The 22,629-nt window shown below is 40.1% G+C and carries 30 protein-coding genes; 24 read left to right on the top strand and 6 right to left on the bottom strand.

Annotated elements, in window-relative coordinates:
• Window positions 1-36 precede the first annotated feature (36 nt).
• Complete coding sequence (locus tag I6E70_RS14635) at window positions 37-432, top strand: DUF1801 domain-containing protein (RefSeq protein ID WP_197189012.1); 396 nt, start codon at window positions 37-39, stop codon at window positions 430-432.
• Window positions 433-453: 21 nt separating this feature from the next.
• Here I6E70_RS14635 and I6E70_RS14630 read toward each other — a convergent pair whose 3' ends face one another.
• On the bottom strand, window positions 454-798 hold the full coding sequence (locus I6E70_RS14630) for a rhodanese-like domain-containing protein (protein ID WP_002959525.1): 345 nt from the start codon (window positions 796-798) through the stop codon (window positions 454-456).
• Between the two features lie 286 nt (window positions 799-1,084).
• Between I6E70_RS14630 and I6E70_RS14625 the strand changes: the two genes are divergently transcribed.
• Window positions 1,085-1,393 (top strand): ArsR/SmtB family transcription factor, encoded by a 309-nt coding sequence (locus I6E70_RS14625; RefSeq protein WP_197189011.1) that lies wholly within the window; start codon window positions 1,085-1,087, stop codon window positions 1,391-1,393.
• Here the strand turns inward: I6E70_RS14625 and I6E70_RS14620 are convergent.
• Window positions 1,386-2,063: a nitroreductase family protein gene (locus I6E70_RS14620; RefSeq protein ID WP_165726607.1), complete on the bottom strand. Its 678-nt coding sequence runs from the start codon at window positions 2,061-2,063 to the stop codon at window positions 1,386-1,388. The two genes, I6E70_RS14625 and I6E70_RS14620, sit on opposite strands and share 8 nt — an antisense overlap.
• 187 nt (window positions 2,064-2,250) lie before the next feature.
• Between I6E70_RS14620 and I6E70_RS14615 the strand changes: the two genes are divergently transcribed.
• The 4 genes from I6E70_RS14615 to I6E70_RS14600 all read left to right on the top strand — a co-directional run bounded on the left by I6E70_RS14615 (window position 2,251) and on the right by I6E70_RS14600 (window position 7,567).
• A complete protein-coding gene (locus I6E70_RS14615; RefSeq protein ID WP_007584623.1) occupies window positions 2,251-3,132 on the top strand; it encodes an ABC transporter ATP-binding protein in 882 nt (293 codons plus the stop codon).
• Between the two features lie 9 nt (window positions 3,133-3,141).
• Window positions 3,142-6,720: an ABC transporter permease/M1 family aminopeptidase gene (locus tag I6E70_RS14610; RefSeq protein ID WP_197189010.1), complete on the top strand. Its 3,579-nt coding sequence runs from the start codon at window positions 3,142-3,144 to the stop codon at window positions 6,718-6,720.
• A gap of 203 nt (window positions 6,721-6,923) precedes the next feature.
• Window positions 6,924-7,235, top strand: a complete 312-nt coding sequence (locus I6E70_RS14605; RefSeq protein WP_166378888.1) for a Bor family protein — start codon at window positions 6,924-6,926, stop codon at window positions 7,233-7,235.
• Window positions 7,232-7,567: a Bor/Iss family lipoprotein gene (locus I6E70_RS14600; protein WP_024591364.1), complete on the top strand. Its 336-nt coding sequence runs from the start codon at window positions 7,232-7,234 to the stop codon at window positions 7,565-7,567. Before I6E70_RS14605 ends, I6E70_RS14600 begins: the two co-directional genes overlap by 4 nt.
• Window positions 7,568-7,621: 54 nt before the next feature.
• On the opposite strand, the gene I6E70_RS14595 is transcribed toward I6E70_RS14600, so the two are convergent.
• The 4 genes from I6E70_RS14595 to I6E70_RS14580 form a co-directional block, all read right to left on the bottom strand.
• Window positions 7,622-8,308 (bottom strand): TorF family putative porin, encoded by a 687-nt coding sequence (locus tag I6E70_RS14595; protein WP_024591363.1) that lies wholly within the window; start codon window positions 8,306-8,308, stop codon window positions 7,622-7,624.
• A 277-nt stretch (window positions 8,309-8,585) separates the two neighbouring features.
• Window positions 8,586-9,749 carry a hypothetical protein gene (locus I6E70_RS14590; protein ID WP_024591362.1) on the bottom strand — a complete coding sequence of 388 codons (1,164 nt, stop codon included), beginning with the start codon at window positions 9,747-9,749 and terminating at the stop codon, window positions 8,586-8,588.
• A gap of 155 nt (window positions 9,750-9,904) precedes the next feature.
• Window positions 9,905-10,105 (bottom strand): helix-turn-helix transcriptional regulator, encoded by a 201-nt coding sequence (locus I6E70_RS14585; RefSeq protein WP_197189009.1) that lies wholly within the window; start codon window positions 10,103-10,105, stop codon window positions 9,905-9,907.
• 8 nt (window positions 10,106-10,113) lie between these two features.
• Window positions 10,114-10,539, bottom strand: a complete 426-nt coding sequence (locus I6E70_RS14580) for a hypothetical protein (RefSeq protein WP_197189008.1) — start codon at window positions 10,537-10,539, stop codon at window positions 10,114-10,116.
• Between the two features lie 233 nt (window positions 10,540-10,772).
• Here I6E70_RS14580 and I6E70_RS14575 point away from each other — a divergent pair, with 233 nt between their 5' ends.
• The 18 genes from I6E70_RS14575 (at window position 10,773) to rplQ (ending at window position 21,492) form a co-directional block, all read left to right on the top strand.
• Entirely contained in the window at window positions 10,773-12,743 is a 1,971-nt protein-coding gene (locus I6E70_RS14575; RefSeq protein WP_197189007.1) for an AsmA family protein, read from the top strand.
• Between the two features lie 273 nt (window positions 12,744-13,016).
• On the top strand, window positions 13,017-13,385 hold the full coding sequence (gene rplN, locus I6E70_RS14570) for a 50S ribosomal protein L14 (protein WP_002959498.1): 369 nt from the start codon (window positions 13,017-13,019) through the stop codon (window positions 13,383-13,385).
• Between the two features lie 10 nt (window positions 13,386-13,395).
• Window positions 13,396-13,710: a 50S ribosomal protein L24 gene (gene rplX / locus I6E70_RS14565; RefSeq protein ID WP_002959496.1), complete on the top strand. Its 315-nt coding sequence runs from the start codon at window positions 13,396-13,398 to the stop codon at window positions 13,708-13,710.
• Window positions 13,711-13,726: 16 nt separating this feature from the next.
• A complete protein-coding gene (rplE, locus tag I6E70_RS14560; RefSeq protein WP_010554915.1) occupies window positions 13,727-14,266 on the top strand; it encodes a 50S ribosomal protein L5 in 540 nt (179 codons plus the stop codon).
• A gap of 10 nt (window positions 14,267-14,276) precedes the next feature.
• Entirely contained in the window at window positions 14,277-14,582 is a 306-nt protein-coding gene (gene rpsN / locus I6E70_RS14555; RefSeq protein ID WP_010554914.1) for a 30S ribosomal protein S14, read from the top strand.
• Between the two features lie 21 nt (window positions 14,583-14,603).
• The gene (gene rpsH / locus I6E70_RS14550; RefSeq protein WP_007584660.1) at window positions 14,604-14,996 is read left to right on the top strand and encodes a 30S ribosomal protein S8; all 393 of its coding nucleotides are present in this window, start codon (window positions 14,604-14,606) and stop codon (window positions 14,994-14,996) included.
• A gap of 13 nt (window positions 14,997-15,009) precedes the next feature.
• On the top strand, window positions 15,010-15,543 hold the full coding sequence (rplF, locus tag I6E70_RS14545) for a 50S ribosomal protein L6 (protein WP_002959488.1): 534 nt from the start codon (window positions 15,010-15,012) through the stop codon (window positions 15,541-15,543).
• A 9-nt stretch (window positions 15,544-15,552) separates the two neighbouring features.
• Window positions 15,553-15,903 carry a 50S ribosomal protein L18 gene (gene rplR / locus I6E70_RS14540; protein ID WP_002959486.1) on the top strand — a complete coding sequence of 117 codons (351 nt, stop codon included), beginning with the start codon at window positions 15,553-15,555 and terminating at the stop codon, window positions 15,901-15,903.
• 9 nt (window positions 15,904-15,912) lie between these two features.
• Window positions 15,913-16,419, top strand: a complete 507-nt coding sequence (gene rpsE, locus I6E70_RS14535) for a 30S ribosomal protein S5 (protein ID WP_002959485.1) — start codon at window positions 15,913-15,915, stop codon at window positions 16,417-16,419.
• 2 nt (window positions 16,420-16,421) lie between these two features.
• Window positions 16,422-16,604, top strand: a complete 183-nt coding sequence (gene rpmD / locus I6E70_RS14530) for a 50S ribosomal protein L30 (RefSeq protein ID WP_002959482.1) — start codon at window positions 16,422-16,424, stop codon at window positions 16,602-16,604.
• A gap of 4 nt (window positions 16,605-16,608) precedes the next feature.
• Window positions 16,609-17,043, top strand: coding sequence for a 50S ribosomal protein L15 (gene rplO, locus I6E70_RS14525; RefSeq protein ID WP_002959480.1), 435 nt, complete (start codon window positions 16,609-16,611; stop codon window positions 17,041-17,043).
• A 10-nt stretch (window positions 17,044-17,053) separates the two neighbouring features.
• Complete coding sequence (gene secY, locus I6E70_RS14520; RefSeq protein WP_007584663.1) at window positions 17,054-18,382, top strand: preprotein translocase subunit SecY; 1,329 nt, start codon at window positions 17,054-17,056, stop codon at window positions 18,380-18,382.
• A gap of 22 nt (window positions 18,383-18,404) precedes the next feature.
• Window positions 18,405-18,518: a 50S ribosomal protein L36 gene (rpmJ, locus tag I6E70_RS14515; RefSeq protein WP_002959476.1), complete on the top strand. Its 114-nt coding sequence runs from the start codon at window positions 18,405-18,407 to the stop codon at window positions 18,516-18,518.
• A gap of 124 nt (window positions 18,519-18,642) precedes the next feature.
• The gene (rpsM, locus tag I6E70_RS14510) at window positions 18,643-18,999 is read left to right on the top strand and encodes a 30S ribosomal protein S13 (RefSeq protein ID WP_007584664.1); all 357 of its coding nucleotides are present in this window, start codon (window positions 18,643-18,645) and stop codon (window positions 18,997-18,999) included.
• A gap of 12 nt (window positions 19,000-19,011) precedes the next feature.
• Window positions 19,012-19,398 (top strand): 30S ribosomal protein S11, encoded by a 387-nt coding sequence (gene rpsK, locus I6E70_RS14505; protein WP_002959471.1) that lies wholly within the window; start codon window positions 19,012-19,014, stop codon window positions 19,396-19,398.
• A 21-nt stretch (window positions 19,399-19,419) separates the two neighbouring features.
• A complete protein-coding gene (rpsD, locus tag I6E70_RS14500; protein ID WP_002959461.1) occupies window positions 19,420-20,040 on the top strand; it encodes a 30S ribosomal protein S4 in 621 nt (206 codons plus the stop codon).
• Window positions 20,041-20,064: 24 nt separating this feature from the next.
• Window positions 20,065-21,051, top strand: a complete 987-nt coding sequence (locus tag I6E70_RS14495; RefSeq protein WP_002959452.1) for a DNA-directed RNA polymerase subunit alpha — start codon at window positions 20,065-20,067, stop codon at window positions 21,049-21,051.
• 39 nt (window positions 21,052-21,090) lie between these two features.
• Entirely contained in the window at window positions 21,091-21,492 is a 402-nt protein-coding gene (gene rplQ / locus I6E70_RS14490; protein WP_002959450.1) for a 50S ribosomal protein L17, read from the top strand.
• Window positions 21,493-22,629 lie beyond the last annotated feature (1,137 nt).

Here is a 22,629-nt window from a genome sequence, read left to right as displayed (position 1 = left end):
CTGTTTTAAACTTGTAATACTTATAAGGATATTTTTATGAATACGGATATAAAAAATATATTTAATAATCATCCTGAGGCAGCTAAAAGTACGCTTATACAATTACGAGAGCTAATTTATACCGTAGCACAAGAGCAAAACTTAGGAGCTGTTGAAGAGTCTTTAAAGTGGGGAGAGCCAAGTTATAACACAATAAATGGTAGCCCCATTCGCGTAGGCTTTAAGGGCTCATCGTGTTATTTGTTTTTTCATTGCCAATCAAAGCTAGTAAGCACATTTAGAGAGTTGTACTCTCATAATCTTACCTTTGAAGGAAATAGAGCAATTGTATTAAATAGTGAAAAGCCATTACCAGAGTACCCACTTAAAGCGTGTATTAAATTAGCACTGACTTATCACAGCGTTAAACACCTACCTTTGTTAGGCGCATAATTATAAGTACTTAGTAGATACTTAAAATACGCTACATATTTGGTTTGCGTCACAGGTAATAACAGTCACGTTTTCATAACCCACACGCGTTAATGCTTCTGCTCCCAACGTTGCGCGTGCACCACTTGCGCAGTGCACGTAAATAGGGCGAGCTGCGTCTTTTTCTATTTCCATTAGTTTCATCTCGAGTAATCCACGCGGAATATTTATAGCGCCAGTAGCTGCTTTTGTCGCGTGCTCTGCAGGTTCTCGCACATCAATAAGTAAACCTTTATTTTGTTCAAGCTCGAGTTTTGCTTGCGCTGCGTCAATACGGCGTTGGTTAGGTGTGATAATTTTTAGTAAATCAGGGATTGATGTAAGCATTAGTTTGTAAATCCTCTTTTTCTTAAAAAAGACATTAATGAGTGCTACTTGGTATAAGTAGGTTGAATTGAGTTAATACTTATAAATAACGTTAAAAACTGAAAGTTACTTTATATAAAGTAACTTAATAGTGCGGATACTGCTACAGCACTTCCGCCGATTAATAAAATGGCATCGTTAATTTTGTGATTGCCTTAATATTAGTAAAGTCTAATGTTAATTATATTAGAACTTACTAATGTAAAAGTCTATACTTAAAAAGGTATCAAAAAGAGAAATAATAAAAATGAATATTGAACAACTAGCTGTCAACGCAGAGCAAGCCGAACAGTTTTTAAAATTAATGGCTAATAAAAATCGGTTAATGATTTTATGTAGTTTATTACAAGGTGAGCAAAGTGTAGGTGAGCTAAACACAAATGTACCTTTAGCGCAGTCGGCGCTATCTCAGCATTTAGCAAGTTTACGCAAGGCGAATATGGTTGTTACTCGCCGAGAAGGGCATACTATTTATTACTCATTGACCGACCCAAAAGTTGAGTCGATCATTGCTTTGTTATATGAGTGGTTTTGCCGACAAGAAAATACTAAATAAACGTAGCTATTTCATCGAGTGATTTTTTATCCAGTGCATGAGCCGGTATTGTTGCATCATCACTTGGGTAGCCTGCAATAAGTAGCATGTATGGGCGTTCATTATCTTTATCACGATTACATATGTCGGTTAAAAAGCTCATTGGCTTTGGAGTATGAGTAAGGGTTGCCAAACCACTGCGGTGCAAAGCTTGAATTAAAAAGCCGGTAGCTAAACCAACAGACTCATGCACATAATAATTCGTATTTTTATCATCGGTGCTTACACCGCCCTTTTTTTGACTAAATACAGCTATAAGCCAAGGTGCATGCTCTAAATAAGGTTTATTGGCGTCGGTACCTAACGGCTTTAGCGCATCTAACCATTCTTCACCTGCTCTGCCTTCGTAAAAAGAACGCTCTAGCTTTTCGGCGGCTTCTCTTATTTGTTTTTTTACATCGCTACTGTTTATAGCCACAAAATGCCAAGGCTGATGATTCGCTCCACTAGGTGCTGTGCCAGCTGCTTTTATACATGCTTCAATAATATTTTTTGGTACTGGGCGATCGCTAAAGCTACGAATGCTATGGCGGCGTTGGCTGGTTTGTAAAAACTCGTTAGCACGATTTAGCATTTCGTCGTGTGGATATTCTATAAAGTCGTTTAATGGTTGGCTTTGGTGATCTTGCATGGCTTTTCGCTTCTTATAAAAAGTATATGTGGTTTTTATACCGAGTGAATACAGTGCAGGCAAGTGTTATGAGTTTAAATTGTGTTTATTTGTTGTTACAAATTTAACCAATAAGTAACTTATGTTCCTGTTTTGCTTGTGATATAAAGCATCATAAAAATAATTACTTATACTCAAGGAAGTAAAAATGCTATCAATAACAGGGTTATCTAAAACCTACGATAACGGCGTACATGCACTACAAGGTGTTGATTTATCTATCGGTAAAGGGATGTTTGGATTACTTGGGCCAAATGGCGCAGGTAAATCATCGCTTATGCGTACCATTGCAACACTGCAGTCGGCTGATTCAGGTTCAATTACTTTTGATGGCATTGATGTATTTAAAGACCCACAGGCACTGCGCCAACGCTTAGGTTACTTACCACAAGATTTTGGTGTGTACCCGCGTGTTAGTGCTTACGACTTACTGGACCATATGGCTGTTTTAAAGGGTATTCATAATAAAGCAGAGCGTAAAGAGTCGGTTGAAGGATTACTTGCGCACACTAATTTATATCAACATCGCTCAAAAGCGGTCAGTGGCTTTTCGGGCGGTATGCGCCAGCGTTTTGGTATTGCACAGGCATTACTGGGTGACCCTGATTTACTAATAGTTGATGAGCCAACAGCGGGGCTAGATCCAGAGGAACGTAATCGTTTCCATAACTTATTAGTAAGCTTAGGCGAGCAAAAAGTAGTTATATTATCGACCCATATCGTTGAAGATGTTGCAGAGCTTTGCCCAAATATGGCGGTGTTGGCTGGCGGTAAGATTTTACTAGAAGGTAACCCAATAGCGCTTACCGATAAGCTCCAAGGACAAATTTGGCGCAAAGCCATGAGCCAAGAAGAAGCGCAAGAACTTGAGCCGCAATTACCGGTTATTTCTAAGCGCCTATTTGCAGGGAAAACAATTTTACATGTAATAGCAGAGCAAGCCCCACAAGGGTTTGAAGCAAGTAATGCAAATTTAGAAGATGTGTATTTTTCTACTCTGCTTAATCATCGTAACAGCCAAGTAGCATAAGGAGGCGTTATGTTTTTTAATATGCTCGCGTTTGAGCTGCGTTATTTCGCGCGTCAGCCTTCGTTTTATGTGACCTCATTAATATTCTTTTTTATGGCGTTTTTTATAAGCTCCAGTAGTAAGTTTCCGTTAGGTGGGGCGAATGTTCATATGAACTCGCCTTTCTCTATTATGCTTTTAACCGTTACATTTTGTACGTTTGCGATGTTTTTAGTGGTTAACTTTGTTGCCAGCTCTGCTATTCGCAACAGTGAAAGCAAAATGGATGAGCTGGTTTTTAGTAAGCCTGTTAATCCTGTGCCTTATCAAGCAGGGCGTTTTTTTGGTTCCTACTTAGTTGTACTTATTGTGTTTTTAAGCGTGCCATTGGGTGTGTTTTTAGGGTCGCAATTTGGTTTATTAGTTGGCTGGCTCGATGGCGAATTGATTGGTCCTAATAAGCTAATGTACTACGCTGCGCCTTATCTTTATTTAGCAGTGCCAAGTTTACTGGTGCTTTCGGCTATTTTTAATAGTGTAGCGGTCTATTTTAAAACCATGATGTCGGTGTATGTAGCAGCTGTTGTGATTTTTATAGCCTATCAAATTGCCGGCGTTTACTTTGATGATTTAGCATTTAGAAATATTGTTGTTTACGCCGACCCATTTGGCTCTGGTTCGTTAATTGATTTAACACGTTATTGGACTGTAAATGATAAAAACACAGAAGTGCTAACGCTCACAGGTGACCTTTTAGTTAACCGTATATTGTGGGTGGCAATCAGTGTTGCAATGTTTTTTGGCCTTGGAAAGCTAAGCAATCGCATAGTAACTAAAAAACAGAAGAAGCAATTTAAAGTCTCTGCTTTTGTACAAAATAAACAAGCTGCACTTATCACCAGTGCTAAAAATTATAAATCAGCGGGGGTTAGTACTAAATCTCAGCTAATAATGCGCAGTATATTCGAACTTAAACAAGTTATATTTAGCGCGCCATTTATGATTTTAGCGGGTGTAAGCATTGTAACGCTTATGATTCCTTTGTTTGCGCCTATTGGTGCTTATGGCACTACTAACTGGCCTTTAACTCAGAATATGGTCAATATTATTAGTGGTATTTCCGGTTTATTTTTGTTTGTTATTATCGCTTTTTATAGTGCTGAGCTTGTATGGCGAGAGCGACAAAGTGGCATGGGCGATATTGTTGACAGCTTTCCGGTGCATAATAGTGTTTTTTGGGTGTCAAAAATACTGGCTTTAATCGCCGCTATTTCTGGGTTGTTTCTAGTGGGAATGATACTCACAATTACAGTTCAGTTATTTAAAGGTCAATTTAATTTAGAGCTAGGACAGTATTTATTTAGGATTGTTTATTTATCGATTTTACCGTTGATTATGCTGACGGTACTTGCCTTCTTTTTGCAGATTATTAGCCCGAATAAATATGTAGGAATGGGTTTGTTTATTTTGTATTACATAGCGCAAAAAGTGATGGGTTCTTATGGGTTTGAGCACCATATGTATCATTTTTCTCAAAGCAGTAGTGTACCGTATTCTGATATAAATGGTTATGGGCACTTTTTACAAGGCGCGCATTGGTACACATTATATTGGGGTGCGTTAAGTCTTGTTTTAGCGATTGTTGGGTTTGCGTTATGGCATCGTGGTCCTTCACAAACGCTGCGCACACGCCTGTCTATGCTTCGTTATAATATGTCGTTAAAAGGGCAAGCGGTTGCGGTTATTAGTGCATTAGTGTTTGTTGGTGCAGGCTACAATATTTATAACAACACGCGAGTTTTGAATGAGTTTACTACGAGCGATGAGTTTCAAGACAAGCAAATAAGTTATGAGCAGCAGTTTGCACAATACAAAGACTTAGCAGTACCTATGGTCACCGATGTTGACTTAACTGTTGATATTTATCCAAAAAAGCGTGCTTTAAGTGCTGTGGCAAAAATTAAATTTACCAATACCTCTAACGAGCCAATTCTGCGAGTGTTAATAAGCTCACCTCAACACGCTAAAAGTTGGGATGTAGCCATGGCTGGCGGAAAGATAGTTGAAAAATTACCAGCGTTTTATTCAGCATGGTTTGAGTTTGAGCAGCCGCTTATGCCAAACGAAGTAAGAGAAGGGCAACTGTCGGTTACTCGCGATCATACAGCCTTTACTGATCAAGACTCTGATACACAATTAGTTGCCAATGGCACTTTTATTAATAATTGGGAACTCCTTCCTAACTTTGGTTATAACCGTGGTTTACAGGTAGCTGATAAATTTGAACGTCGTAAGCATAATTTACCTGAGCTTGAACGCGCTCATAAGCTAGAAGACAGTCAGTACTATACACAAAGTGATTTAGGTGCAGCTAATGGGTTTATTAACTTTAAGGCAACGGTAACAACCGACGAGTCGCAATTTGCTATTACCCCAGGGTATTTACAAAGTGAAAGTGTAAAAGAGGGGCGCCGTACCTTTGTTTATGAAATAGATGCGCCTATTTTAAACTTTTATGCGGTGCTTTCAGCAGAGCTTGAAAGTAAAAAGGTTGAGCATAATGGGGTAAATATTGAGGTGTATTACCACAAAAATCATGCATGGAATATTGATCGTATGATTGAGTCGGTACAAGACTCGATAGATTACTTTACACAAGCCTTTGGCCCGTATCAGCATAAACAACTACGTATTATTGAATTTCCTAAGTATCGCTCGTTTGCACAAAGTTTTGCCAACACAGTGCCATACTCCGAAAGCATGGGGTTTATTACAGACTTAAGAGATGAGAGTAAAGTTGACTACCCTTACTATGTTACCGCACATGAAGTAGCGCACCAATGGTGGGGGCATCAAGTATCGGCGGCTAATGTAGAGGGGAGCGCGGTTATTTCTGAAACGCTTTCACAGTACAGTGCGCTTATGGTGCTTGAGAAACGCTTTGGCGCAGAGAAGCTGCGTAAGTTTTTAAAATATGAGCTTGATAGGTACTTAATAGGGCGTACAGGGGAAGCCTTTGAAGAAATGCCTCTATATAAAACACAGTCGCAACAATATCTTCATTACAATAAAGGATCAGTTGTGATGATGGCGATTTATGATCGTTTAGGTGAAAAACGTTTAAATAATGCACTCAAAGCATTTTTAAATGAATTTCAGTACCAGTCAACGCCATACCCAACTACGCTTGATTTACTTAGCTATTTAAAACAAGACGCAACGCAAGCAGAACAAAGTTTTATTGACGATCAGTTTAAATATATCACTTTGTATGAGCTTGAGATGAAAGACGTTTCAGTTACAGATAGCGTTGATAGCGAAGGATTTTATACTGTAACACTTAGCGTAGAAGCCGTTAAACAGCGTGCGGATGGCCAAGGTGAAGAAACTGAACAGCCGCTCGATGAGCTAGTTGATATTGCATTGTTTAGCGACGACCCTGAAAACTTACTAGCTGAAGACTTTGTTATTTACTCGAAAAAGCATCAAATAGTATCTGGTACCAATACTATTGAGCTTAAAGTAAAAGAAAAACCATTATTTGCGGGGGTTGATCCTTACATTAAGCTGGTCGATAAAGACAGTAAAAACAACTTAGCTAAGTTTTAACTGCTATTTAAATAACTATTCTTTTAGTTAACTAATCTGTACACAGGTTAACTACTTCAAAGGCCGCATTTATGCGGCCTTTATGTGTAATAAATTGTATAAAACTTCATAGCGATTCTACATATTCCTCACAGCTTTTTACGCTAATATTTTATGTTTTCTTATAAAGTTACCTTACTGGTATTTAGTTTATAAGGAAGAGTATGAAACCATTAATTATAGGGGCGATAGCATTAAGCCTCAGTGCTTGTTCTGTGGTAACCATTCAGCCACAGGCAACAGCAAAAATAACGAGCCAAGCTAATTTCGAAGATAGCCGCCCATTTTATTTATGGGGATTAGTGGGTGAGCAGCGGGTAGACGTAAAACAAATATGTTCAAATACACCGGTTATTCAAATGCAGTCACAACAAACGTTTAGCGATGGAGCGCTGAGTTTAATTACGCTTGGAATATACTCGCCCCATACCATTAAAGTGTGGTGCCAAGAGCAAATACTAGGGGAGACATTATGAGCATCAAGCTATTTGCAGCCGGTTGCACACTGATTATTTTAACGGGGTGTACAAATATTTACTTTGATAACGGTATACAGAGCAAAGTAAGCAATAAAACGCTAAAAAGCTCACAGTGGCATCATAATTTTGCACTTGCGTTGTACGAGGGATCAGAGCCGTTAGATTTAACAACACATTGCCCACAAGGGGAGTGGCAAAGCGTTCATACGTATAAATCGTTTACTAATGGTTTAGCTGAGGTGGTTGTGAATCAAATCGGCCCAGCTTGGTACCCTAAAACAGTCGAAGTACAATGTAATAAGGTACCCTTTAAAGCAAAACAGCTATAAAACGAGAAAAGGGCCAAAAGGCCCTTCGTGTCGCAGCAAGTAACACATTCTTTCTTATAAATTAAAGTCTACAGAATAAGCAACGTAAGCTTTAATATCTGAATCATCCATATCTGTATCAGATAAACCAAAAGTGAAACCATCTTTCGAAATTGATACACCGTAATCTAAGATATTATCATCGCCAATAAAGTCACCAGAGTAGTGGCCTAAGTGAAGTGCCATTTCAGTGCCGTTACTGCCAACAGCAAAACCGTAATCAGCTGTCAGGTAAAGTGAATCACCAAAGTCTGTACCATCACCACTTGCAGCTGATGTTGCAAGTACTGAAGCACCAAATGTAAAGCCTTCAACACTGATGCTACCGTAAATTTCAGAGAAATCTGCGTCAGCCTCAGAAGCGGCATCTGGGTAAGCGTAATAAATATAGCCAACATCGTAGCTAACGCTTTCGTTAATGTCGCCACCAAAGCCTGCGTATAAATCAAGCTCATAGGTCATTTCATCTGCCCACGATGCATTTGAAGCCCAAGTACCTGCATAAAAGCCCGATTCATTGGCGTAATCAATACCGCCTGAAATAGCTGCATCGCCCCCAGTTTGCTCTTGACCACGCCATAAGTAGTTTGATGTTGCCGCTGCGTTTGCTGTTACTTCAGCATGTACGGCTGTTGACGTTAAAGATGTTGCGCCCATTAATGCTATAGCACTTATAGCGATGGTTTTTTTTAGTTTTAGCATGTCCATTTCCCGTTATATGATTTTTGCTCGCCAAGGTTTTTATTATGTATTCGGAACCTTTAGGCTGACGGCTTTTTATTGTTTAACTAACGGGATAATTGCACTGTATGTGCCAGCTTCATTATTTTTTATTAAAAATTATTTTTTATTTATTAAAAACATGAGCTTGAATTTTATGAATAGGATGGGGATATAACATGAAGGAAGATGTTGCGCACATTGCTGGTGCATAAATTAACCTAGCCGCACCATAAAAGTACGGCTAAATTAGAAGATTTTAACCGAATATAGTGCGCATAAGGCTAATTGTTTCGTTTACGCTGCGACCTTTTTGTACTTCACTCACAATTGAATCACGTTTACTGCGAATGTGTTCAGGAATATCGTCAGCAGCAAGAGCACGGTCTACTAGAATTTCTGCAGACTCTTTACCTCTACGCTGAGTTTTACCTGTTGTAGTTGTAGTACGTTTAGGCTTGGTTAGCAGTTTAATGTAGTTAGAGTTATCTGGTGTTTTAGCATCAGCGTAGTGAAAGAAACATGGAATTAATGCTTTAATAGCAACCAATTGTTCTTCTAACTCGTTACTAGGTTTAGCCATTTTGTACCATGACATAGCTTGAATACCTTTTACGATATCTTGCCAGTAACGCTCAAAATCACTATTTTTAAGTTTAGAAACACCAAGAGCACCACATAATGCATCTAATCGATTATTTGTAATCGGAGTAAATAAATCAGGGCGACGCATTGCAAGCAGTCGTGTTGCAGGCGCAAGTGTTGGTTTTTCGTTGTTGTCGGTGAATATTTTTGAATAAGCAGCAACAAATTGTTGATATTCGTATTGAGTAATATCACCTTCAAGTGGAATATTCACTAGTGCATCGTCAAAAGCACCTGGTAAATCACCAAGCATTTGATGGAAGCTCTTTGCACTCTTTGTAGATGCAAACCATTCAACGTCAAAGTTGTATGTGCTTGGATCAAGTGATGCCATGTGCTTACCGCTAAACGCAAGTAAGTCTTCAGGAATCATATCTTTAAGAGACTGTTCACGAATGCTTTTGATGTAGTCTACCAAACGAAGCTGTTCATCAAGTGCAATAACGTCTTTGTGTTGTTCTACAAATACACTTACAACAGGCCACGGAGCAATACGTAAAGTTTTAACCTGTAAAAAGCTGATAGCTGAAATAAGCTGATCGTGTAGCTTCTTAAGTACTGGTAACTGCTGTGGCTCTAGCAAATCGTAGTTCATACGATCTCTGCTTGCACTTAGCAATTCGTAACACCAAGGTAAAAAATCATCAGGGTGGTTTTCTACTTTCACGGCCATAAGGTTAAGGCTTAACTCTGAAGATTGCTTCAGAATGTTCTGATAGATTTGATTTTCTTGTTCGCCTAGCGTCATTTTTGACGGTGAAATTAGCAGTTTTTTCATGCCTTGTAGAATCTCCGGTTTAGATATATATTTTTTTGCTGGTCTATTTTAGCGCAATTACGCTAATAACAACAGCGCTGTCCTCCATACGTTGTAATTGAAGTGACTAAATCGATATTTTTGCTAATAAAATGAGACTAATGCTTTAACATGTATCAATCATTTTCATCCAGTACAAAGAGGCTTTCGACTGAGATATTAAAATGCTTTGCCATTTTTAGAGCAATTATTACCGACGGCGTAAACCGGTTTGTTTCTACGGTACTTATTGTTTTGCGCGACACGTTAATAGCATCAGCAAGTTCTTGCTGTGAAAGCCCAGCCTCTTTTCGATACTTTGCTATGTTATTTTGCATATCCACTCCTAATCACGACTTTGCCAAAGCAATGAAGCGCCATATACCAAAAGCACGATACCTAGGTAGAATACCGCCATAGTTGCATGCGAGACCTCACTAGCTATTTCATCGCCTTTATAAAAAACACCCAGAAGACAAAATCCAAATGCAAAACTTGTATGTTTAAAGGCATTAGTATCGATGGTGTTTAGAAACTCATCTTTACAAGCGTATTGAAAATACATTTTTAACGGAAAGCCTCCTTTAATGAGGTAAATAATCACTATAACTACATAAAAAGAAACGGCCAATCCAACAAATAATAACCCTTCGTTATCGTGCTTTATTAGTGAGTAAACACTGAGAAGTAAACAAACCATGGCTGTGCTTATACTAAGGCATATATTTTGACTCATAAATTTTTCTTCAGTTTTAATATCCTGTTGTTTCATAATATTCATCCTGTAATAGTATTTGATGTTTTGTAACCTCTAGGTATCAATGTAACCTTGGGGTATCACCGGGTCAATATTTATTTGTAACCTAAAGGTATCAAAATGTTTCAGGAAAGATTCATATATAACAGGTAAAATGGTTTTAGTGGCTTTTTTACATCAACTACAATGATTTTAAGGCTAACACTCGCTATGATAAGAACATTATTTGCACGTTTGAAAGGACGATCATGAAAACCTTACTTAAAATTGTAGGTGTAATACTTTTATTATGTATAGCACTAATTGTTGCCGCACCGTTTTTAATCCCTACTGATACTATTTTTAATAAAGTGTCTGAGCAAGTAGAACAAACAACTGGGCGCACTCTTACTATTAAAGGTGATAAAACACTTAGCGTATTCCCTGCATTAAAGTTAGAACTTAACGACGTGCATTTTGCAAATATGGAATCAGGTTCGCGCGCCGATATGGCGAGTATGAAACAGCTTGCTGTACACATACCTTGGTTTTCATTATTTGGTGGTGAGTTTAAATTAGATAAGTTTGTTATAAACGAACCAAATATCCTATTAGAAACTGACAAAAATGGTAAAGCTAATTGGCAGTTGTTTGATGCAGTTGCAGAGCAACCTAAAGAGCAAAGCCAATCAGGTGAAGCGATAAAGCTTCCAGATAACTTTGATATTGAGTTAGGTGAGGTTGCTATTTATGGCGGCACATTTACTTATCTAGATGGTCTAACAGGTGTTAAGCAACAAATTAGTGATTTAGAGCTCGCTATTTTACTTCCATCACTTCGTAAAACATTAGAAGTAAAAGGGGGTATTACTTATATGCAGGAGCGTTTTGAGCTTGATATAAAATTAGATACTCCTGCTAAAGCAATTGAAGGTGCTACTTTTAATGTTAAACAAACCTTAGATTCTCGTTTAGTTGATCTAACGTTCGAAGGGAGCATCGCTGGGCAAGGCCAAGATATTAAGGGTCAGTTATCACTAAGCGGTGAGTCTGTTAAAAGTATTGCAAAATGGCAAGGTGTGGAGTTAGACGCTAAAGACAATGCTTTTAACGCATTTAGTGTAAACGGTAAAATGCACCTAGCAGGTGAGAAATTTAATTTAGAAGATTTAGTTGCGACGTTAGACGCATTGGAAATAAAAGGTAAGAGCGAGCTTAACCTAGGTAAGCGTTTAGCTGTAAATGCTGATATTGATTTAGGTATGCTTGATTTAAACCCGTACCTACCTGAAGCAGTAGCAAAACAAGAAGAGCCAGTAGAGCAAAATGATAAACCTGCAGAGCCAATAGTATGGGATGACACTAAAATTGATCTAAGTGCGTTAAATTCACTAGATGCGAATGTAGTTATTCGTTCAAGTGGATTAAAAGCTAACGATATTAAGTTGGGCGCCAATCAATTTACTGTTGCTTTAAAAAATAGCGTTGCAAAACTAAGCCTAGATAGCTTTTCTGCTTATGAAGGGTCAGGTAAAGGCGTTATCAATGTAAACGCACAACAAGTGCCTTATAAAATATCAACTAACTTTGACTTAGCTGGTATAGATGCACAGCCTTTATTAACTGATGCGGCAGGTTTTGACAAGCTAATGGGTAAGGGGTCTTTAAATTGGAACCTAAACACAACTGGCCAAAGTCAAAAGTCGTTTATTGGTGCGCTTAACGGAAAACTTGGATTTGAGTTTGCTGATGGAGCCGTAAAAGGTGCGAATATAGCTGAGATGGTTCGTAAAGGTAAGGAACTCATTTCAGGAAACTTTGGTGCTGCGTCTGAAGGGCTGGATACCGGGTTTGAAGAATCAGAGCAAACAGATTTCTCTGCACTAACAGGAAGTTTTAACTTTACTAATGGTGTTGGTAAAAATACTGATTTATCACTTATTAGCCCACTCGTTAGAATATCAGGTGAAGGCGATGTTGATTTACCACAAACAACAGTTAATTACCGTTTGGTTACAGGCATAGTTGGATCAATCGAAGGACAGGGGACCACTGATGACAGCACTGGTTTTAAAATACCACTACGTATAAAAGGGCCTTTCCACGATGTTGGTATAAAGCTTGATGTAGGCAATGCGCTTAAAGATGAAGCTAAGCAGAAGGTTGATGAGGCAAAAGAAAAAGCCAAAGACAAAGCAAAGGATAAGATTAAAGATAAATTAAAAGGTTTATTCGGTTAATCATCTATAGTTAAAACAAACAAGGCACTTATATAGTGCCTTGTTTGTTTTGTAACCATCTGTAAAATAGCTACATAGCCGTAATTACTCAACTTTAATAACCATACGCTCTAAATTAATTAAAAAATAACCTATCACTACCCCCTCAATGCTGGTACAATTGCCCGCCCTTAAGAGACAACTCGTTTGTTTTTTGATTGGGATTTAATCGAAATGTCTGATTTTTAAACGAATTTTAGACACGTTGTAATTACTACACCGGAGGTCATTAACATGATCCAAATGCAAACTCAGCTGGAAGTTGCTGATAACAGCGGCGCTCGCAAAGTGCAGTGTATAAAAGTCCTTGGTGGTTCACACCGTCGCTACGCAGCGATTGGCGACATCATTAAAGTTTCTGTAAAAGAAGCTATTCCTCGCGGTAAAGTGAAGAAAGGTGATGTTAAAAACGCGGTAGTTGTGCGTACCAGAAAAGGTGTTCGCCGTCCAGATGGTTCTTTGATCCGTTTTGACAGCAACGCGGCTGTTATCTTAAATGATAACTTGCAGCCAATTGGTACACGTATTTTCGGCCCTGTGACTCGCGAACTTCGTAATGATAAGTTCATGAAAATCGTTTCACTAGCCCCAGAAGTACTGTAAGGAGCCAATCATGGCAGCAAAAATACGTCGTGATGACGAAGTAATCGTACTAGCAGGTAAAGACAAAGGTAAGCGCGGAAAAGTGCTTTCAGTTGTTACTGAATCTGGTCGAATCTTTGTCGAAGGCATAAACTTGATCAAGAAACACCAAAAGCCGGTTCCACAATTGAACCAAGCTGGCGGCATTGTTGAGAAAGAAGCATCTATGGATGCATCAAACGTTGCGATCTTCAACTCGGAAACGAGTAAAGCTGATCGTGTAGGTTTCAAGATTGAAGATGGTAAGAAATTACGTATCTTTAAATCTACTGGTAAAACTATCTAATAGTTGGAGTAGAATGATGGCGAAACTGCATGAAGTATATAAAGACAAAGTAGTTGCGGAACTTCAAGAGAAGTTTGGTTTCAGCTCTGTCATGCAAGTCCCTCAGATCGAAAAGATCACATTGAATATGGGCGTGGGCGAAGCCCTAGCTGACAAGAAGATTTTAGATAACGCAGTAGCGGATCTAGCAGCAATCTCTGGTCAGAAACCTCTAATCACTAAAGCACGCAAATCTGTTGCTGGCTTCAAAGTGCGTGAAGGTTACCCGATTGGTTGTAAAGTAACCCTACGCGGCGAGCGTATGTGGGACTTTTTTGAGCGTTTGGTATCAATCGCTATCCCACGTATTCGTGACTTCCGTGGCGTAAGTGCTAAGTCTTTTGATGGACGTGGCAACTACAGCATGGGCGTACGTGAACAAATCATCTTCCCAGAAATCGATTACGATAAAGTAGACCGTGTACGCGGTATGGATATTACTATCACTACTTCTGCGAAATCTGATGAGGAAGGCCGTGCGTTGTTAGAAGCGTTTAACTTCCCATTTAAGAAATAAGGGTAGGGTTATGGCAAAGAATTCTATGAAAGCGCGCGAAGCAAAGCGCACAAAACTAGTTGCTCAGTTCGCTGAAAAGCGCGCGGCACTAAAAGCTATCATCAGTGATGTTAATACATCTGAAGATGATCGTTGGGACGCGGTACTTAAGCTACAAGCTTTACCTCGTGATTCTAGCCCTGCACGTCAACGTAATCGTTGTAACATTACGGGCCGCCCACATGGTTTCCTTCGCAAATTCGGCATGAGCCGTATTAAAGTTCGCGAAGCAGCTATGCGCGGTGAAATTCCTGGCCTTAAAAAGGCTAGCTGGTAATAGAATCATGGGAGTAAGACTATGAGCTTGCAAGATCCTATCGCGGATTTGTTTACACGAATTCGTAACGGTCAATCAGCGAAGAAAGTATCTGTAACGATGCCAACTTCAAAGCTGAAAGTAGCATTAGCTAAAGTACTAAAAGACGAAGGTTATATCGTAGATTTCGCCGTTAACGGTGAAACTAAACCTGAGCTTTCTATCGAGTTGAAGTACTTCGAAGGCAAAGCTGTAATTGAAAATATCCAGCGTGTAAGTCGCCCTGGTCTACGTATCTATAAGAAACGTGACCAATTACCTAAGGTAATGGGTGGTCTTGGTATCGCTATCGTATCAACTTCTAAAGGCCTAATGACAGACCGCACAGCACGTAGTGCTGGTGTTGGTGGTGAAATCATTGGTTTTGTAGCTTAATCGGAGGGGAACTATGTCTCGCATAGCAAAGGCACCAATTACTGTTCCTGCCGGTGTAGAAGTTACATTAAAAGGCCAGGAAATCACAGTTAAAGGCAAAAACGGTGAACTTACTCGTACTATCAACAACGCTGTTGAAGTACAAGTTAATGACAACGTTATTACTACTTTACCTCGTGATGGCGTAGCTAATGCATGGGCTCAAGCAGGTACTGCTCGCGCTCTAATCAACAACATGGTTGTTGGTACGCATGAAGGTTACGAGAAGAAACTTCAGTTAGTAGGCGTGGGTTACCGTGCTGCAGCTAAGGGTAAAACATTAGATTTAACTCTTGGCTTCTCACACCCAGTTAATTTCGCAGTTCCTGAAGGAATTACGATTGAAACTCCAAGCCAAACAGAAGTTCTAGTTAAGGGCGTAGATAAGCAGTTAGTTGGTCAAACAGCTGCTAACATTCGTGCATACCGTAAACCTGAGCCTTATAAAGGTAAGGGTGTTCGTTATTCAGATGAGAATGTACGCCGTAAAGAGGCTAAGAAGAAGTAAGGTAAGACGATGGATAAAAAAACAGCTCGTCTACGTCGTGCTAAACGCACTCGTAGAAATTATATTGAACAAGGCACAACGCGTCTTGTTATCCACCGCACGCCACGTCACATATACGCTCAAGTAGTAAATGCTGAGGGTAATGTACTGGCTGCTGCTTCTACTGTTGAAAAGGCTATTAGCGAAACAGTTAAAGGCACCGGTAACGTTGAAGCTGCGCAAGCAGTTGGCAAAGCGGTTGCTGAACGTGCGGCTGACAAAGGCATCGAAAAGATTGCTTTTGATCGCAGTGGCTTTAAATATCACGGCCGTGTGAAGGCGCTAGCTGATGCTGCGCGTGAAGCCGGTTTGCAATTCTAGGAGTAGACTATGGCTAACGTAGAAGCAAAGCAACAACAGCCTGATCTAGCTGAAAAGCTAATCGCGGTGAACCGTGTGTCTAAAGTAGTTAAAGGTGGTCGTATCTTTAGCTTTACTGCACTAACTGTAGTTGGTGATGGCGCAGGTAAAGTAGGTTTCGGTTATGGTAAAGCACGTGAAGTTCCAGCTGCTATTCAAAAAGCAATGGAAAAAGCACGTCGTAACATGATCAACGTAGACCTAAATGGCAACACATTACAGCATCCTGTTAAGGGACGTCATGCTGGCTCACTAGTGTTCATGAAACCAGCATCTGAAGGTACTGGTATCATTGCAGGTGGTGCTATGCGTGCAGTACTAGAAGTTACTGGTGTGCAGAACGTACTTTCTAAATGTTACGGTTCTACTAACCCGATCAACGTGGTACGTGCAACGATTTCGGCTCTTGAGAATATGAATTCTCCACAGTCAATCGCTGCTAAACGTGGCCTTCGCGTAGACGAAATACTGGGGTAACCATGGCAAATCAAACTGTAAAAGTAACACAAGTAAAAAGCTCTATCGGTCGTTTACCGAAACATAAAGCTACATTACGCGGTCTTGGTTTACGTCGTATCAACCACACTGTTGAGTTAGAAGACACAGCATGTGTACGTGGTATGATAAACAAGGTTTCTTACATGGTTAAGGTAGAGGGTTAATTCGATGCATTTGAATACACTTTCACCTGCTGCAGGTTCAAAAACTGCTCCAAAACGTGTTGGTCGTGGTATCGGTTCTGGTCTAGGTAAGACTGGCGGCCGTGGTCACAAAGGTCAAAAATCACGTTCTGGCGGCAAAGTACGCGTTGGTTTTGAAGGCGGTCAAATGCCTATGCAACGTCGTCTACCTAAATTTGGTTTTACTTCTCGCAAATCTTTAGTATCTGCAGAAATAAACCTTTTTGAAATCGCTAAAGTAGAAGGCGATGTGGTAGACCTAAGCGCGTTACAAGCAGCTGGTCTAGTTAAAAAGAACGTTCTTTTCGTTAAAGTTGTTAAATCTGGCGAAGTTTCACGCGCTGTTACCGTTAAAGGCCTTAAAGCCTCTAAAGGTGCTCGCGAAGCTATTGAAGCTGCCGGAGGCAAGGTAGAAGACTAAGGAAGTACTAATGGCTAAACCAGGTCAAGATACAAAAAGTGCACAAGGTGGACTTTCGGAATTGAAGCGCCGATTACTCTTCGTATTGGGTGCTATCATAATTTACCGTCTAGGTTCATTTGTGCCGATCCCTGGGATTGACGCCGCTGTACTTGCCGATTTCTTCGAGCAACAAAAGGGCACCATTGTTGAGATGTTCAACATGTTCAGTGGTGGTGCACTTGAGCGAGCTTCAGTGTTAGCACTGGGTATTATGCCGTATATCTCGGCTTCGATTATTACGCAACTATTAACGCATATGTATCCTCCGTTTATAGAGCTTAAGAAAGAAGGTGAGCAAGGGCGTAAAAAAATTAGCCAGTACACACGCTATGGCACGCTTGTGCTAGCTACTATTCAATCAATCGGTATTGCTTCTAGCTTACCGGGCATGATGGAGGGGTTAGTTGTTAACCCTGGTATGGGTTTCTATTTCACCGCAGTGGTGAGTTTAGTAACTGGTACTATGTTCCTTATGTGGTTGGGTGAACAAATAACAGAGCGTGGTATCGGTAACGGTATCTCTGTTCTAATATTTGTTGGTATTGTAGCTAACTTGCCGTCTGCTATTGGTTCGACAGTCGAAATGGCGCGCCAAGGTGATTTGAATGTTTTTGTACTGTTGATGGTTGCGGTAATCGTATTCGCTGTTACTTATCTTGTAGTGTTTTTCGAACGTGGACAACGTCGTATTGTTGTTAACTACGCTAAACGCCAACAAGGTCGTCAAGTATTTGCTGCTCAAAGCACGCATTTACCACTAAAAGTAAATATGGCGGGTGTTATTCCACCAATCTTCGCTAGCAGTATAATTCTGTTCCCTGGTACAATTGCTAGCTGGTTCGGCCAAGGTGAAGGTCCAGTCGCTGATGTATTACAAGCTGTTGCTACTACGCTGACCCCAGGTCAACCGTTGTACTCACTTGTTTTAGCTGCGGCTATTATCTTCTTCTGCTTTTTCTACACAGCGTTGGTTTTTAACCCACGTGAAACAGCAGATAACCTTAAGAAATCTGGCGCATTTATCCCAGGTATTCGTCCAGGTGAGCAGACATCTAAATACATTGATAAAGTGATGACACGCCTGACATTGGCAGGTGCTTTGTATATAACCTTTATCTGTCTGGTGCCTGAATTCATGACGATGGCGTGGCAAACGCCATTCTACTTCGGCGGTACATCAGTTTTGATTATCGTTGTAGTGATCATGGACTTTATGGCACAAGTACAGACTCACCTGATGTCTCATCAGTATGATTCTGTGCTGAAAAAAGCGAACCTTAAAGGCTACGGTCGATAAGGTCAGTTTACGGAGTTGAGCAATGAAAGTACGTGCTTCCGTTAAGAAAATATGCCGTAACTGTAAAGTTATTAAACGTGCTGGTGTAGTACGCGTAATTTGCAGTGAGCCTAAGCATAAGCAAAGGCAAGGTTAAGTAAACAGCGTGCAGGCTGAGTTTTCTCGGCCTGTGTTTTTAGTAGTAATTTGGTCTTCGTTTGAGTATCCTTACGGGCTTTTCAAACAGATGATTACCAAATTCGAATATAGGAGATGTGTTAGTGGCCCGTATTGCTGGCATTAACGTCCCTGATCATAAACATGCAGTTATTGGTTTAACAGCTATTTATGGCATAGGTAAGACTCGCTCTAAGGCTATCTTAGTAGCGACTGGTATCGCCGAAACCACAAAAATCGGTGAACTTTCAGACGAAATTCTTGACGTACTGCGTGATGCAGTTGGCAAGTACACTGTTGAAGGTGATCTTCGTCGTGAAGTTACTTTAAATATCAAGCGCCTTATGGACCTTGGTTGTTATCGTGGCCTACGTCACCGTCGCTCTTTACCACTACGTGGTCAAAGAACTAAGACTAACGCGCGCACCCGCAAGGGTCCTCGTAAGCCTATTAAGCGATAAGGGGATAGTATTATGGCTAAGACACCAATTCGTCGTAAAAAGGTTAAAAAACAAGTTGCTGATGGTATGGCTCATGTTCATGCGTCTTTCAACAACACTATTGTAACGATTACCGACCGTCAAGGTAATGCACTATCATGGGCTACTGCCGGTGGTTCAGGTTTCCGTGGTTCACGTAAATCTACACCATTTGCTGCTCAGGTTGCTGCAGAGCGTGCAGGTACTGCTGCTCAAGAATACGGTTTAAAAAATCTAGAAGTTTTCATCAAAGGTCCAGGTCCAGGTCGTGAATCTGCTGTACGTGCTTTGAATGCTGCTGGTTACCGTATTACCAACATTACTGACGTGACGCCTATACCACATAATGGTTGTCGTCCACCGAAGAAACGTCGCGTTTAACAATAGGTTAGGAGAAATAACATGGCAAGATATTTGGGCCCTAAGCTCAAGCTGAGTCGTCGTGAAGGTACTGACCTGTTCCTTAAGAGCGGCGTAAGAGCTATCGACTCTAAGTGTAAACTTGAGACTGCACCTGGTCAGCACGGCGCCCGTAAAGGTCGTTTATCTGATTACGGTTTACAATTACGTGAAAAGCAAAAAGTACGTCGTATATACGGTGTATTAGAAAAGCAATTCCGTAACTACTACAAAGAAGCTGCTCGCCTTAAAGGTAATACAGGTGAAAACTTGTTACAGCTTTTAGAGCAACGTTTAGACAATGTTGTATATCGCATGGGTTTTGCTAGCACACGTGCAGAAGCACGTCAGTTAGTAAGCCATAAAGCGATTTTAGTTAATGGTCGTGTTGTGAACATTCCTTCATACGTAATTACTCCAGAAGATACTGTTGTAATCCGTGAGAAGTCTAAGACACAAGCACGTATCATCGCTGCTCTAGAGTTGGCTGAGCAACGTGAAAAGCCGACTTGGGTTGAAGTTGACGGTAAGAAATTGGAAGGCAGCTTTAAGCGTCTACCTGAGCGTTCAGACCTGTCTGCGGACATTAATGAACAACTAATCGTCGAACTTTACTCTAAGTAAAGTTAAGAGTTAAGAGAGGATAAAATGCAGGGTTCTGTTACAGAATTTCTAAAACCAAGGTTAGTCGACATCGACGCTATCAACCCAACGCGTTCTAAAATAGTTTTAGAACCATTAGAGCGTGGCTTTGGCCATACTCTGGGTAATGCTTTACGCCGTATATTACTTTCATCTATGCCTGGATGTGCAGTAACTGAAGTTGAAATCGACGGTGTATTACATGAGTACAGCGCGAAAGAAGGCGTTCAAGAAGACATCATTGAAATACTATTAAACCTTAAAGGTTTAGCAGTAACGTTAGAAGGCAAAGATGAAGTTTTTCTGACCCTGACTAAATCTGGTGTAGGCCCTGTTACTGCGGCTGATATTCAGCACGATGGCGATGTAACAATTGCTAATCCAGATCACGTTATTTGTAATTTAACTACAAATAACAGCGAGATCAGCATGCGTATTCGTGTTGAACGTGGTCGTGGTTATGTGCCGGCATCTAGTCGTTTATCCTCTGATGACGATGAGCGTCCAATTGGTAGATTGTTGCTTGATGCATCATTTAGCCCAGTTGAACGTATTGCGTACTCGGTTGAATCAGCTCGAGTTGAGCAACGTACAGATTTAGACAAGTTAATCATTGATATGGAAACAAACGGCACTTTAGATCCAGAAGAAGCGATCCGCCGTGCGTCTACTATCTTAGCTGAGCAATTAGATGCATTCGTAGATTTACGTGATGTAACTGAGCCAGAAGAGAAAGAAGAGAAGCCAGAATTCGATCCTATTCTACTTCGTCCAGTTGATGACCTTGAATTAACAGTACGCTCAGCAAATTGTTTGAAAGCCGAGCAAATTCAATATATCGGTGATTTAGTTCAGCGCACTGAAGTTGAGCTTCTTAAAACACCTAATTTAGGTAAGAAGTCTCTAACTGAAATTAAAGACGTGCTAGCTTCACGTGGACTTTCTCTGGGCATGCGCCTAGAAAATTGGCCACCTGCAAGTTTAGCTGAATAATCTAAATCACTATATTAGTTTAGTTAGAAGGATAGGGTCATGCGCCATCGTAAGAGTGGTCGTCAATTAAACCGTAACAGTAGCCATCGTAAAGCGATGTTTAGCAATATGGCAGGTTCTTTGGTGAAACATGAAATCATCAAAACTACTTTGCCTAAAGCGAAAGAGTTACGTCGTGTAATTGAACCTTTAATCACACTGGCTAAGACTGACAGTGTAGCAAATCGCCGTTTAGCGTTTGCTCGCACGCGTGATAATGAAGTTGTTGGTAAATTATTCAGTGAAATCGGTCCACGTAACGCGGATCGTCCAGGTGGTTACACTCGTATTCTTAAGTGTGGCTTCCGTACTGGTGATAATGCACCAATGGCTTATATTGAACTAGTTGGTCGCCCAGCGACTAGCGAAGCAGTTCAAGAAGACGCACAGTCTGCAGAGTAAGTCTTAAAGAAACCTAAAAGCCGAGCCTATGCTCGGCTTTTTCTTGCCTAAAATTTGTCAAACTATATGAACCAGTAATTACCTTCTATTATGGGCAATGACTCATAGATTCTGAATTGATAAGTTGTTTTGACAGCTGCTTTAATAGCTCTATCTAATTACTCTTTATTTACCATTCATTCAAAATAGCCTATCAGATTCTAGTTAAAGATCATTTCCACTATATATTGTGATTTACAGCTATTAATAATACCGCCGCGAATTGAGCTACAATTAGAGCAATCCCTAACGAAGTTTCTACTTATAGAGCTGATTAAAAGATATAACGTGCGTACTCTTATAAATATACCGGTACTAAGAACCTCAGAGTAAAGTTAACCATTACGGCCTAAGTAAACTTCCTCCTAAAATATGTAAAACTATTATTAAACATAGGCTGATCAATTTAATTCTCAGCTTTTGATTAATTTAAATGATTATAGGAATACGACTCTTGCTCTATTGGTTGTTTTTTCCGCATCGATGATCGAAATGTGTCTCTACCCGTTAGTAGTTGCCACAACTTTCATTTCAAATAGCTCTATGAACCTATTAATAATGGTAGTTTAGTTGTGTTTTTGAGCGTTTAGCTCAAATACTCAGCGAACAGCACATTATTTAAAGTTTTCTTCAAAAAAGGGTTGATCTGTTTTCGGATCTCCCTATAATGCGACCCCACTGAGACGGGAAACGCCAACGCATAGCGAGGCACGAACAACTCAGGGTGTTAAGTAAAACTTAGTTTGAATCCTTTTTAGAAAGTTTAAATTTAAGTGTTGACAAAAAAATAGGAAAGCGTAATATGCGCAGCCCTAGCGAGATAAAGTTTAACTTTATAATCGCAACGTTCTTTAACAATATAAAGCAATCATCTGTGTGGGCACTCGTACAGATTGAGTTCTAACAGCCAACCTACTTAGGTAGTGAGGCAAACAAATTAGAGTCTCAATTGAAAACTGAGTGACCAACAGAATAGCTATTTCGGTAATTATTCGGCACAGTCAATTCAATATCGAAAGATATTAAAATAAATTCAGAATTCATTGAGCTGTCGAAAGACATAAAACTTTTTAATTGAAGAGTTTGATCATGGCTCAG

It is taken from the genome of Pseudoalteromonas sp. NGC95, assembly GCF_015864705.1.
GTDB lineage: Bacteria > Pseudomonadota > Gammaproteobacteria > Enterobacterales > Alteromonadaceae > Pseudoalteromonas > Pseudoalteromonas arctica.
This window is presented reverse-complemented; position numbering and strand designations above follow the sequence as displayed.